Annotated in this window: 11 protein-coding genes; 3 read left to right on the top strand and 8 right to left on the bottom strand. The window is 61.3% G+C overall.

The genetic code is table 11. The features are described 5' to 3' along the window. Positions 1 to 33: 33 nt before the first annotated feature. From KF712_21260 to KF712_21245, 4 genes are all read right to left on the bottom strand, one after another. Positions 34 to 1,341, bottom strand: coding sequence for a hypothetical protein (locus KF712_21260; protein MBX3743529.1), 1,308 nt, complete (start codon positions 1,339 to 1,341; stop codon positions 34 to 36). A gap of 17 nt (positions 1,342 to 1,358) precedes the next feature. After that, positions 1,359 to 2,918, bottom strand: coding sequence for a hypothetical protein (locus tag KF712_21255; protein ID MBX3743528.1), 1,560 nt, complete (start codon positions 2,916 to 2,918; stop codon positions 1,359 to 1,361). A 45-nt stretch (positions 2,919 to 2,963) separates the two neighbouring features. Next, complete coding sequence (locus tag KF712_21250; protein MBX3743527.1) at positions 2,964 to 4,085, bottom strand: hypothetical protein; 1,122 nt, start codon at positions 4,083 to 4,085, stop codon at positions 2,964 to 2,966. A 125-nt stretch (positions 4,086 to 4,210) separates the two neighbouring features. Beyond that, positions 4,211 to 5,470, bottom strand: coding sequence for a hypothetical protein (locus tag KF712_21245; GenBank protein MBX3743526.1), 1,260 nt, complete (start codon positions 5,468 to 5,470; stop codon positions 4,211 to 4,213). Between the two features lie 255 nt (positions 5,471 to 5,725). Between KF712_21245 and KF712_21240 the strand changes: the two genes are divergently transcribed. Together KF712_21240 and KF712_21235 are read left to right on the top strand one after the other, a co-directional pair. Beyond that, positions 5,726 to 6,943 carry a hypothetical protein gene (locus KF712_21240; protein ID MBX3743525.1) on the top strand — a complete coding sequence of 406 codons (1,218 nt, stop codon included), beginning with the start codon at positions 5,726 to 5,728 and terminating at the stop codon, positions 6,941 to 6,943. Beyond that, positions 6,927 to 8,198 (top strand): hypothetical protein, encoded by a 1,272-nt coding sequence (locus KF712_21235; protein MBX3743524.1) that lies wholly within the window; start codon positions 6,927 to 6,929, stop codon positions 8,196 to 8,198. Before KF712_21240 ends, KF712_21235 begins: the two co-directional genes overlap by 17 nt. An 18-nt stretch (positions 8,199 to 8,216) precedes the next feature. On the opposite strand, the gene KF712_21230 is transcribed toward KF712_21235, so the two are convergent. Genes KF712_21230 through KF712_21215 form a run of 4 tightly spaced genes read right to left on the bottom strand, consistent with a single transcriptional unit; the run spans position 8,217 to position 10,576 of the window. Next, a complete protein-coding gene (locus tag KF712_21230) occupies positions 8,217 to 9,389 on the bottom strand; it encodes a hypothetical protein (protein ID MBX3743523.1) in 1,173 nt (390 codons plus the stop codon). Positions 9,390 to 9,430: 41 nt separating this feature from the next. After that, positions 9,431 to 9,637, bottom strand: a complete 207-nt coding sequence (locus KF712_21225; GenBank protein MBX3743522.1) for a hypothetical protein — start codon at positions 9,635 to 9,637, stop codon at positions 9,431 to 9,433. After that, complete coding sequence (locus KF712_21220; GenBank protein MBX3743521.1) at positions 9,594 to 10,181, bottom strand: hypothetical protein; 588 nt, start codon at positions 10,179 to 10,181, stop codon at positions 9,594 to 9,596. The genes KF712_21225 and KF712_21220 overlap by 44 nt, the downstream gene beginning before the upstream one ends. After that, positions 10,178 to 10,576: a BlaI/MecI/CopY family transcriptional regulator gene (locus KF712_21215; protein MBX3743520.1), complete on the bottom strand. Its 399-nt coding sequence runs from the start codon at positions 10,574 to 10,576 to the stop codon at positions 10,178 to 10,180. Before KF712_21215 ends, KF712_21220 begins: the two co-directional genes overlap by 4 nt. A gap of 563 nt (positions 10,577 to 11,139) precedes the next feature. Here KF712_21215 and KF712_21210 point away from each other — a divergent pair. Beyond that, positions 11,140 to 12,063, top strand: coding sequence for a hypothetical protein (locus KF712_21210; protein ID MBX3743519.1), 924 nt, complete (start codon positions 11,140 to 11,142; stop codon positions 12,061 to 12,063). Positions 12,064 to 12,072 lie beyond the last annotated feature (9 nt).

Here is a 12,072-nt window from a genome sequence, read left to right as displayed (position 1 = left end):
GTAAGGGCGTGGGGGGACACCAGATGGACTGGATCACTGTCCTCTATTCCGTGCATTGTTGCTCTGTTTTCTCCACTCCTGCGCCGCCGCCTTCTTTGCCGGGTCCCTGATGGATTCGATGGCCCGGTCGGCTTCAGTAGGGTCGTTCTGCTGGGTGGCGGCCACGCGTGAGTAGTAGGCCAGCGCGTCGTCCCGCCACGGGTTGTCGGGTGTCATCGAGTCGATGGTCTGTCTGGCATTTCCGAAGTGCCTGCTGAAATAGGTGCGCAAGGTGTTCCCGACGATCACCTCAGCCTCAGGACTTGGCGTAAGATGGATGGCCCATTGGGCCACTTCCTCCCCCTTATCCCCCGCAGCATACCTCACAAGGCTGTGAGCGGCTCTCCTGTCCAGAACGAGCTTTCCTTGGCCCGCATTCAGGGCCATCTCCATCACCGTCATGGGATCTGTGTCCAACAACGGACTCCGGGCCACGGCACCGACGACTTTCTTCTGAAGGTCCGAAGGCAGTCCTTCGATTCCGGAACTGAGATTCTCGCCTCCGGCGATGAGTGAGGAGGTCAGCTCTGCGAGAGCGAGGGCGGACTCCGCTTCACTTAGCGCCGAGAGCAGGCGGTCGCGATAGACGGATGGTTGGCCTGTTGCGGGGGAGGCCCCGATCGCCAGATAGAGCAACCTGTCGCGGGCTTCCGTGCTGATGCCGGATGTGGAAAGGATGGTGAGGAGATCGGTGCGCAAGGCGTCGTCTCCCGCGGCGGATCGGAGGGCATTTTGGACCACACGCTCTCTCTGTGAGTCCTTGATCAACGCCAGCCGGGAGAGAATCAGCCGGGGCTGGATGGATGTGACGCTTTCCACCCACTGGTCCCGGAAAAAAGCACTTCCGGGACCTAGGGATCCCGACTGGATGATGTCCCATGCTTCCTCGGGAGTTTTCCTGAATGCGGCGGAAAATGCAGGGATGAGCGCGTCGATGCCGCCTTCGGTTTCGCCGCCGTCCCAGGGGCTGGCCAGCGCCGCTTGCATCGCGCCATGGAGGTCGGACCGGCTCCATTGGCGGAGGATCTCTTTCTGAAGGGCGACCCTGCGCGCGATGGAGATTCCCTTTTCCGCGGAGATCGCGTTCCATGCCTCCCGATAGTCCCTGGAGGTGTATCCTGTCTTTCCGCGTGCCGCGGAGCGGGCCCGTGGATGGGAAGCCGCGGCCTGTCCATCCCGTGTGCCACTTGGACAGGCTGACGGAGTGGACGTCACCTCCGGAGATGGTCGGGAGGTGACCGTATTCCCGGCAACGGCCATGAGCACCACACCGATGAGGGCGCAGGCGCCGTGGGTGACCATTTTTCGGGCGGTGGGGTTCATTGTCCTTCCTCCTCCCGTTTCTTCCGCACCTCTTCGAGCCGCGCCAACAATCTGGGATCACGAATCTCCTTGGCCAGGTTCTGGGCCTCCGCAGGTGGCAGCGGGTTGTATTCGTTCGTGATGAGTCCGACCAGAGCCATCTCGCGGTCGGTCCCGGAGGGTAGCTGTCTCACCCATGTGATGTAGTCGTTGCCGAGTCTCTCCTGGTTGCGGTACGTTCGTTCCTCCCATGTTTTGAGTCTGGTGTCCCACGCGACATCATTGCCGTCGGTGGGGATGGTTTGCAGGAAATCGTAAAGGCGCTGGGGGTCCATATCGCCGAACATCTCGAGCGACGCACGGGTAACGGCGTCCTGCCGGGCGTCCGGCGGGAAATCCTTGATGAGTGCCATCGCCGCCTGCGGATTTTCCTCCGCGAGCTCCTGATAGATCTGTCTCCTCAGTGCGGCGGATGAGGCTCCGGCAAGCCCTGGCAGGCGGGAGGCGATGTCCTGATAGACCTGCTCCGCGGTGATCCTGCCGTGGCGGAATGCGTACCGGAGGTCCGGGCCGCTGTTGAGGGCGGTCATCACGTCATTCGCGATGACCTGCCTGCGGATCTCGTGCTCGGACTGCGTGGGATCCATCCGCATGATTTCCCGGACGCGGAGCTCCGCCGGCATGGTGGAGGAAAAAACAAGGAGATTGCGGAACTGGATGTCTTTCCCCAGCGCTTGCCGGGTGACCTCATCCAGCTTGCCGGACTTGAGGACCTCCAGCAGCCATTCCGCCCCTCCATCGCCTTTGATGGATGCAAAATGAATGAGGAGATACGGAGACTCCTCCAGATAGCCGATGAGTTCGTCGCCTTTCCCGATGGGCCATGCTTTCAATGCTTCATCACGGACGCCATACCAAGCGGTTCCCAAGTGTTCGCTGAAGGCCTGCAACTGCCGGACATCTCCCGCAGCTCCGAAATGAGGCGCCATCTGTCCGGCGAAAGTCTCCGAAAAGGCGGGGTTGTTCCGCATCCACCCGAGGGCCGCACCCGCGCCAGCCCGCTGCACGGCGGCATTCAGGATCTGGGCCATGAGGTAGCTGCTGTTCCCGTAGGGTTGTGGCTTCTCCAGCGAGCAGATGTAACCGATCATCTCTTCCGGGTCGGCCCGCATCCAGTGAAGAAGACGGGACTGCATCTCACGATACTCCTCTGGAGTGTATTCCTCCTTGATGGAGGAGAGGCAGGAGATCGCGGCCGCGCGGACGTCCGTAGCGGGCGGCAGGGCGTCGGCATCGGCATTCTGCTGGTCGGGGCCCGTTGGACTCGTGTCCACCGGGGATGTGCCTGCCAGCGGGGATGGAAGGTTCCTCGTCATCTCGTGCAGCAACAGCGTTCCGGCGGTGGTGGCAGAACGCTCCGCACGGTCGGTGGATCTCCATCTCTGATGATCGGTTCCATTCGTTGAGAGGTCGCTTTCCCCCGGACGGATGCTCCAGAACGCCAGACCGCCCAGAAAGACAGCGCCCAGATGGGTCGCCACCGTGAGCAGTCGTGGGGATGGTGTCGGGCGATTCATGATGGATGCTGCGCTGGACGCGGTCGAGGGGAGGGATGCCCGTGGTCAAAAGCCCCTCGCGTTCCGGATACGGATCATTTCATCCGGTGTGAGGGAATATCTCCGTTCGATTTCATCGGAGACCCTTCCGATGCCGGATGCCCCGAATTCCCGATTCTGCTCATCCAGCATCCCCCGGTTCTTCGTGAAGCTGTTCTCGAGAGCGGCGATCATGTCCTCCCGCGGCAATGAATCGAGCAGCATGAAGGCTCCGTCGCTCGCATTGTGGGAGGAAATCAGATCCTCCGCGAAGGCTTTCCTGTCACCGACAGAGAGTGCCGGAATAACGGACCTGATGCCGCCGGTTGTCAGCATTCCGCCGTGCAGGCTCCGCAGACAGAGGTGCCTCTGCTCATCAGGGAGTTCTCCGAGGAGGCTAATGACGGTCTTCAGTCCCTGCTCCTCTCCTTCCTTCGTGATCACTCCTGTCGCGAACCGACTGAATCCATAGCTCGCCGGGCGTCCGCGTTCCAGAAGATCGGCCTTCAGGGAGAACCATGCCGCCTGCTTATCGCGTGCGGCCCAATAGTGGATGAGATCCTGAAGATCCCTTTTGCCCCGGAGAGCGGAGAAGACCTTTGCGAAGTCAAAGTCATCCGAAAAGTTGCCGAGCAGATCGCGGATCATCGGGCGGGATCCAGACGGGAATGCGTCACACACCTTGATGAGGTCTTCAGCGCTACGCTCCTTTCCGCCCTTCATGGCTTGGGAATAGAAGTTCGAAGTCCACGAACGCCCATACTTCGTTTCGTGCTGTTCAATCCATGGCTTCGCCGCCGTGACGTTGTCGCGTATCGCGATGGCCAAGATTTCTTCCATGCCCCTATGCCGGGCAGGTTCCGGCCATCCGGAAACCCATTCGACGGCGGCCAGCCCTTCCAGCCGATAGAGCTGACGGAACGCAGCCTTCATGATCTCGGATGTGGCTGGGTCATCCCCGCCGGTCGGAGAAGATTCGGTCGCCAATGCTGACGCCATTTCCTTGAGGGCGTCGGAACCCAGTCGTTGCATCTGTTCATCGATGCCCAGTGGATCCACCTCCAGTCGGCGGGCCAGGTTACGCAACTGCCCCAGATTCTTGTTTTCGGTGGTATCAGAAAGTGCAGCAGCAGGGCCTTCGGAAGCCATCGAGCGGGACGGCTGAGTTGGGCGGGGAGAACGTCTGGATTCAGATCCAGGCTGCGGAATCAAGCGTCCGGAGAAGATCCCTGCGGATAGGGCGAGGATCGCTGTGGCCGCGTGCAGCAGGGGTTTCATGGCTTGGTCGATTTGATGTTGGCCACGATAGCCTCCGTCTGCTTTTTCCCAGCGTTCCATTCCTTGAGTTTCGCGCGGAGGACTGTCTCGCCTGCCGCATCCAGACCGCCGCTTCCCTGTCTACTTACAGTGAAGTCCGTCTTGGCGAGGTTCTCCAGATACCGGAGTCGGCTGGCATCGTCAGGGAGGTCCTCCATCAGGCCGAGTGTCTCCTGGACCCGTCCGGCGAAGATGGGCTGCATGGCCCGGGATCGTATTTCTTCCCGCAGATCTGGATCCCCGGTGGCATCCATCAGGGGCTTCGCACTCGCGGGGAATGTGAACCAGGTGGGAAGCATTCGCTCCAGGACCGCGGTCTTCGCTGTAGGATCGAGACCGTCGATTTTGCGGGCGATCCATGGGTTGTCCGGTGCTCCGAGGCTTCCACCCGTCGTCAGGAATGAAGCCAGTGTCCGGCCTCCCTTGTCATTGAGAAGCGCCCAGTCGAAGGCTGCTTCCCGATCTTCACGGCACCATGCCGCCAGCACGTTCTCCCGGAACGTATCGATCCCTTCTCCTTGGAAAGACGGTGAGGAGGCTAATCGTCCGAAATCGAAACCTTCCGGAAAGGAGATCTGATCTCCGAAGTTGAGATCGAGGTTCTTTTCCTGAAGTTTGCCCAGCAAGTCCGCCACGGCGTCCGCACCGGTGGTAGCGCGGGAGGTGATTCCCTTAATCACCAGGGACCACGGGGAGGCACGATAGAAGTTTTCCGGGTGATCCAGCAGGAACTTGATGCCTTCCTCTGCCCGCCCTTCAGGCCATTGATGGCTGATGGCAAGCGCGAAGGCCCCACGGTGGATGTTGTCCAAGCCTGAATACCAGGATAGGGCCCCATCGAAATCCCGCTTGAGATATTCATGGAACAAGACATGGGCGATTCCCGTTCCTGATTGATCCAAGGTGCGCTCATCGCGAAGGGCGTCATTCAGGGCGGAACGGATTTCATCATCACTCCAGTCACTCAAAGCCTTCTCCAGTGCCGGGTAGGAGCCCGTATTGATGGACACCAGCTTCGCCCTGACATCCGAAATGAAGTCCTCCTTTGTCCAGGGAGGCGTGCGGTCTATCGCTGGGACAGCGCGCGGGGCGGGGGACAGGATCTGTGGCTGCGGTGACGGATCAGGTTTGTTGGTCCCACCATGCCGCATGGAGAGCCAGCCGATGGAAACTCCGGCTGCCAGATAGATGGTGAAAGTAGCGACACCTTTTTTCATCGGAAACGATTCGGTAGGGACGGGATCGTACTCTGGAAGGCCAAATCAATTCCCGGAAGATGTCAATCAATGACCGTGGTTGCGAAGGTGTGGGAGGGACGGTTGAGACAGATACGCACCTATCTCCGGGGATCATTGATTCTGAGGGTGTCCCAGGTTCGGTGATGGCGGTGTCAAACGGGCTGGAAATCATATGGATTAACGGAGAATCCGCTTGATGGGTGATCCGGCTACGGCAGGCTGATCCTAAGATCGATGTTCATCTGGAGCACCCCACACCGCCGTTACCTGCTGCTCGCCATTCTGGTCGGCGGCGGTGCGGGATGGCTGGGGTGGCAGAATGAGGTGAGGGCGCTCTCCGGTGCCGGGGCACCGCCTTTGAAGTTCCGGTCGGCCACCCGCCACCTGCTGATGGAGCGGAGCCAGAAGGATGCCTTCGCACGGTTGAATGAACTGAGGCACCGGGCGGGCCGGATGGACCTGACTTCCGGAGAGAGCCGGGAGTGCTGGGAGATCATTAGGACTTTTGGCGAGCAGCAGCTCATCGCGTATCTGGATGAACTGCCGCTGGACAACGGAAAGGCGGTCAATGGCACGCTCGCCCTCATGGTCTTCCACCGTTGGGCGCAACTGGCACCTGAAGCGGCGGCCCGTGGGTCGATGAAGCCGCCGTATTCCAAGCACCGTGACCTTGCATTCACCATCATGGGAGCATGGATCTCCGGTGATCCGGAAAACGCGGCGAAGTGGGTGGAGCTGAACGGCTCCAGCGACCTGAAAACGGCGTATCAGCGGATCGTGGGCAAGACGATCCACTACCAGGATCCGGAAGGCGGGCTGGAGAAGGCGAAAGCGGTCGGGCCGGAGGCGCTGCGGGCCGCATTGGTGGTGCAGGCGAGCAAGTCGGGTGCGACACCGGAGTCACGGAAGGAGTTTTTGAAGCGTCTGGCGGAGTACCGCGATCCCATGCAGTGGTATCAGGCCACCTATGCGTTGGTATTGGCGGCGCCGGAGCAGGATGTGGAAAAGCTGTTGGACGGGCTGGACGGGGAAGGGCTGCCTGCGGATCTGCTGAAGGGATACAAGAACCGGCTGATCGACCGGTTGGTCCGCATCGACCAGGAGCGGGCGATGGAATGGGCGATGACTGAGGGAGCCGGCGTCTCCGCGGAGAAGCGGATTTCATTGTTCGAAACCTGGGCGGGCATGGGGCGGTGGGAGGATGCGGCAGGCTGGGCCATCAGGAGTGGCAGGACGGATTTCATCGCGGCCAGTGTGAGGAACCAAGGAGGTGCCATGCTGGAGAATGGATGGCAGATGGGCCTGCAGCCGGGCTTCGGGGCGGATCTGCCTGCCCGCTACGCAACGTGGCACCAGCAGGATGCCGGAGCCGCCGGTGCATGGTTGGAGTCGGTGCCTGCGGACATGCGGAAATTCATCAGGGAAGGGGGAGCGGATGGGCAGGCGAGGTGAGTCACTCCGGGTTTCCGTCTGCTGGCTGCTGGCCATCGCAGCGATTGGTTTCTCCAGCAACCAATCCGCGAAGTATCTGGCCAGGGCGGGGTACTTCAGATCCACCGATCCGGAGCAACCGAAGCCTGCGGCGGACCATGAAACCCGGAGCAAGAGGGTGTCCCCGACGAAAGGGACGGACGACACCGGCCCGATCCTCGCCCGGCTTCTCGACATCTACCGGACCCGCAACGAACTCTGGTTGAGCTTCGATGCCCAGGCGGAGGTGGACCGGATCCTGGGCGGTCTTTCCGCGGAACAGCTTTCCCGGATATTCCAGGGACTCGACGCGCTCGATGAAACGAACGGGATCGACGACCTCTACCTCAGGGTGGGGGCGTGGTGGGCCACGCTGGACCCCACGGCTGCCATGAACGCCGCCCTCGCGAGGTCAAAGGACAGGGGAGTGTATCTGGCATCCAGCATCTTCAGGAGATGGGCCGCCGACCATCCGGCGGAGGCGCTGGAGTGGCTGGACGCACCGGATCTCATCGCGGAGTTCCAGGAGCGGAAAGGGCAGTTCCGCGTCGAAGTGGTCAGCGCCCTGGCGGAGGCGGACTTTCCACTGGCCAAGGCGACCTTCGCGAAGATGAGTCCCGGGGATGTCCAGACGGTATGGGAGCACTGGGGGCACGGTTATGTGGAAGACCCGGCCATGAGGGGGAGGCTTTCCGCCTTGTCCATGGAGTCCGGCAGTCCGGATGACCATGCAGCCTTCAACAGGGGCTTGATGAAGTCGTGGCCGGAGAACGATCCGCTGGGCCTGATGGGGCATCTGGAGGATCTGAAAGACCATCTTGAAAGCATGAACCTTCCGCCGGAGGTGCGGCCCCGCATCGACGCCGAAGCCGTCGGCGCGGCCATCCTGCGGGAATACAACGAACCTGCCTTGGAATGGTGGATGGAGCGCTATTCGGATTCCGCTGTTCTCCCTCCGCCCTTGGGCAGGACGTTGGTCACCTGGGCGAGGAACAAGCCGGAGGTCTCAATGCAGTGGCTGCAGGAACAACCCCGGTCACCGCAGCGCGATGCCATGGGATCGGTGATCGCAACCAGCCTGATGGCCCAGCAGCGTTTCGCGCAGGCCGCGTCGATCCTCGGCACCATCGACAACCCAGAAATGCGGACGGCAGGTGCGGAGCGTCTGGAGATCCTGTGGAAAGGGAAGGATCCCGGAGCGGCGGAGGAGTGGAGAAAAGCCCAGCCGGTCAGGTGATCGCAGGGGTCTCCGGATTCAGCGTTTGTCCGCCCCATCGATCCTTTGCCGGATCCTCTGCTTCAGTTCCGGATCCTGGATCTGGTCGGACCACTGGCGGCTCTCGGCCACGCCGCCCCTTTCCAGGTTGTAGTCGACCAGGCCGGTGATGAAGGCGTCCTTGAAGGCGGGATCGAGGTCATTCCCTTTGGTCCGCAGCCACTCCACCGGTTTTGCGTTCTGGTGATTGAGCCAGTTCTTCGCCGACTCTGAGATCACGTCCGGGGGGAGGGTGACCTTGGAGGCGGCCAGCGAGGAAAAGGCCCGTGCTGGATCCGTCGACATCATGGAGCCGGCGAGCTTCTTGTAGGTCGTGGGGTGGATGCTCAGTCCCTCCATCCGCTCCACACTGTTGATCGATTCCCACAGGTGGAACGGAGCCTCACCGCGGGCGTTCATGCTGGCATCCCTGACGAACCTGCCGATGGCCCCCTTTTCCACATCACCTTTCCGGATGGCATCCACGAGGTCGGAAACATTGCGGTCGATGAATTTCCTGCGGTCGGTGGTCGGATTGAACGGAGATCCCGTCGCATTGGCGGACCCGGCGATGAGCATATCCCGTGGGAAAGGTTCCGGAAAGGTGGCGAGCAGATCCCGCAGGGATACGTCGCGGTCCGCGATGGCGGACTGGATGCCTTCCATCGCACTCTTCCGCTCCTCTTCGCTTTCCAGCGCCATCAGCCTGCGGTGGAGGATGGGCAGGTCATCCTTCGCGTTGCCGAAGGCCAGCATGATGCATCTGTCCCGCTGGGTCCCGGGTTCCAGTCCGGCGAGGATTCCGTTCACGGTCTTCTCCAGCCCATCCGTTTCCAGGGACTGGGTGATGAACTGGATGAAGAGATCCTGCCGCATGTAGTCCGACATCGGCTTCTCCGCCGCCTCCTTCAGGCTCGCGGCGAGACCATCCCTGGTGAGCCTTTGGCGGAGTTCCTCCTGGTATTCGCGCCGTGCCTTCGCGGGATCCACAGGTGAGGCGGGTGTCTTTGGCGCGGATGCGGTGGGACGGCTTCCGCCGGGGTGGCGTCCGGAGGTGTCCGTCGCTGCCTTTCCCTGCTCATCGGCGGGAGTTGTGCCCTTTGTCCGCAGCAGCAGCACCGCCGCGGTGATGACCAGCACTCCGCCGATGGCGGATATGACCCGGGTTTTCATGATTGGCATCGGTGGTTGTGGGGTTTTCCGCGCGGCCTGCTTCAGTGGGACAGCGCGTCAACTTTCAGGAGAAGGATTCGCGTCCTGCCGTCGCGTTGCCCACCCATCATGATGGGGTGGCAACTGGAGTCCGCGCGGTCCCAGACCATGGCGGCATCCATCTCGCCGCCGAAATCCACCGTCACATGGACCGCGATGTCCTTGTCATCCGTCCCGGACCATCCCGCGAGGAGTTCGACGTCGTGCACCCGCCACGCAGGGGCTGGTGGTTTCCGCGCTGATGCGGATGCGGTGCCTCCGGGCGACCAATCCGGTGATGGGTTCCAGCCGCTCCCATTCATCCGCGGAGGGTGGTCGCTGTCCATCGATCCAGTGCCCCAGCCGCACGCGTCTGACAAGGACACCGGAAATGCCCACCGCCGCCCCAACGAGCCACAAGCTGCCGAGGACGGTGGGCAATCCGGTCCACCCGGAGGATCGTGGGGTTTCATCAGATGAGGGGGAAAGGGAGCGTTCCTGCTCCGGATGCTCGATATGGACGGTCCATATCGGCATCCGCATTGGTGGGTCATGGGAAACCGTGCGCTGCACTTCCGCAGATGGACGTGCATCCACCGTCACCGCTGTGAACCATGGGAGGACGGCCAGGACGACCGCGCCGCAGGCTGCGGCCAAGGCCTTCCGGGAAGGATCCCTGAACAGCAGCGGCGGCACGCAGACGGCCACGGAGACCAGAGCCATGTGGAACACCAGCGTGAGCCAATAGGCCGGCATGGAGGAGAGGGCGCTCATTTTCCCTTTCCCTTCCCCTTGGAGTTCAGCATCGCCCGCAGTTCTTCGATCTCCTTGCCGGTGATCCCCGACTCCTCGACCAGGCACCTCACCATCGAAACCGTCGAGCCGCCGAAGAGACGTTTCTTCAGCTCCAGCAGCAGGCTGCGGCGGCCCTTTTCCTCCGCCACATTCGACCGGTAGCGCAGTGCGCCCAGCTCACCCTCCCTCGCCAGCCATCCTTTCCGCTCCAGTCTGGCAAGCTGGGTCTGGAGCGTGTTCCGCATAATGGGGTTCTCCCGCCCGGCATTCACATGGAGCAGGAGTTCCGCCACGGTCACCGGTTGCTTCAACCAGATCAGGTCCATGAGCGTCTGCTCGGCGGAGGAGAGTGCGGGAAGGATGGGTTCACTCATAAAATCATCGCTACCTACATTTGTAGATGGAGGCAAGGTAAATCTGCCTACATTTGTAGATGGGCTGGATCCGGTGCTATTCCCATCGGGAGCTGGCAGCCGAACAGACTGAGCGGCGGACCAGGTAAGAATGAAGGAATGAAAAGGCTGATCCGCCTATGATCGCCAAGGTAAAGGTGAACACCGCTTCAAATGAAGCACTCCCGAAGAAGTCTCCTTCTACGATTCCTGTTTGGTGGAGGATCTGGAACCATATCCAAACGGCGGGTGGACCGGATGCCGCTCCAACCAGCCATGACCAGCGTGGGCGATGCCATAGGAGGTGTCCCGGGGGAAGCCGGAGAAGAATGGAAGAGATGACGAAAGCGGGAGCCAGAAGAAGCCCCATCAGCCATCCGAACCTGGCAAGCATGAAGGGAGATTCACGGATTACCAGGTAGAGGGGGGCATCGAAGTAAAGAGCTGTTCGTATGGTAGCGGCGAGAGCAGCCAGAAACGAGATGATGAGCCAGGTTGCCAGTCGCTTTCTGGAAGGCATCCTTCTGTTGGATGGTGATGGCCGGGTGCGGCTTTTCCACAGGATCAAGAATCACCCGGGTGTAGGGGTGGATATAAAAGAGGGCTTGCTCTCTATGCTGTTGAGGGTCTCGGCGGAGGAGAATCCCAGGTTCGTGCTGCGAGTCCTCCGGGAAACTCCGGAGCTGGTGTCGGGAGATCGGGACTCGATGGGTCGCGATGCGGTTGAGATTGCGATGCGGTCGTGGGCGAAAGTCGATCCGTACGCCGCGTTGGACTGGATTCGGAGATTGAAGGATCGCCCGGATCTGGCTACACCGGCCGTGAAGGCGGCATTGGTGGCTGGAGCGGGATCGGTTGATGTGGCGCGAGGTTTCAGAATGCTGGAGGAACTTGGTGATTACGACAACGATGCCGTGGGAAGTCTGGCCCAGGAGGCAAATACCGCGGAACAACGGACAGCGGTGCTCACGGAAATGCGAAAGTTGGCAGCCACCTTGGAACCGTCGATGGAGCGCACGAGACTTGAGAACCGTATCACGATCACCCTCCTTGATAAGGCGGTCCGGGAGGGTTTCGGGAATGGCAGTCGCTGGATCTCGGATGCCGGATTTTCCAAGCAGAGCCTCGGTAATGGTCCGGCCTTCGACTACCGCAATATGAAGGGTGAGGAGGTTGGTGACTGGATGGGGTGGATCGGTGTCCAATTCCAACCCGACGCCGGGAGAGTGACTATTTCCAACCTCATGGCGAGTTGGACGAAGGCGGATTACCTGAGTGCCTCCAACTGGCTCCGGGGTGCGGATCCCGGCCCCACCCGCGACGCGGCCTTTGCCGCTTTTCTGACTTCCGTCACCGAATCGAGTCCCGACGAGGCGAGGAAGTGGGCGATGGACCTGCCTGACGCCGCGGAGCGGGAGAGGGCGATGGATCTGATCGGCAAGGTGGCCTCCAGAGGTGCCGGGAAATGATCCTGAATA

Source organism: Akkermansiaceae bacterium, assembly GCA_019634595.1.
Taxonomy (GTDB): domain Bacteria; phylum Verrucomicrobiota; class Verrucomicrobiia; order Verrucomicrobiales; family Akkermansiaceae; genus Luteolibacter.
This window is presented reverse-complemented; position numbering and strand designations above follow the sequence as displayed.

What these genes read in the sequence shown, in the direction of transcription:
- KF712_21220 (MBX3743521.1), bottom strand. Translation starts at nt 10,181, where the DNA reads ATGAGCGCCCTCTCCTCCATGCCGGCCTATTGGCTCACGCTGGTGTTC.
- KF712_21250 (MBX3743527.1), bottom strand. Translation starts at nt 4,085, where the DNA reads ATGGCTTCCGAAGGCCCTGCTGCTGCACTTTCTGATACCACCGAAAAC.
- KF712_21245 (MBX3743526.1), bottom strand. Translation starts at nt 5,470, where the DNA reads ATGAAAAAAGGTGTCGCTACTTTCACCATCTATCTGGCAGCCGGAGTT.
- KF712_21215 (MBX3743520.1), bottom strand. Translation starts at nt 10,576, where the DNA reads ATGAGTGAACCCATCCTTCCCGCACTCTCCTCCGCCGAGCAGACGCTC.
- KF712_21235 (MBX3743524.1), top strand. Translation starts at nt 6,927, where the DNA reads ATGGGCAGGCGAGGTGAGTCACTCCGGGTTTCCGTCTGCTGGCTGCTG.
- KF712_21260 (MBX3743529.1), bottom strand. Translation starts at nt 1,341, where the DNA reads ATGGTCACCCACGGCGCCTGCGCCCTCATCGGTGTGGTGCTCATGGCC.
- KF712_21230 (MBX3743523.1), bottom strand. Translation starts at nt 9,389, where the DNA reads ATGAAAACCCGGGTCATATCCGCCATCGGCGGAGTGCTGGTCATCACC.
- KF712_21255 (MBX3743528.1), bottom strand. Translation starts at nt 2,918, where the DNA reads ATGAATCGCCCGACACCATCCCCACGACTGCTCACGGTGGCGACCCAT.
- KF712_21240 (MBX3743525.1), top strand. Translation starts at nt 5,726, where the DNA reads ATGTTCATCTGGAGCACCCCACACCGCCGTTACCTGCTGCTCGCCATT.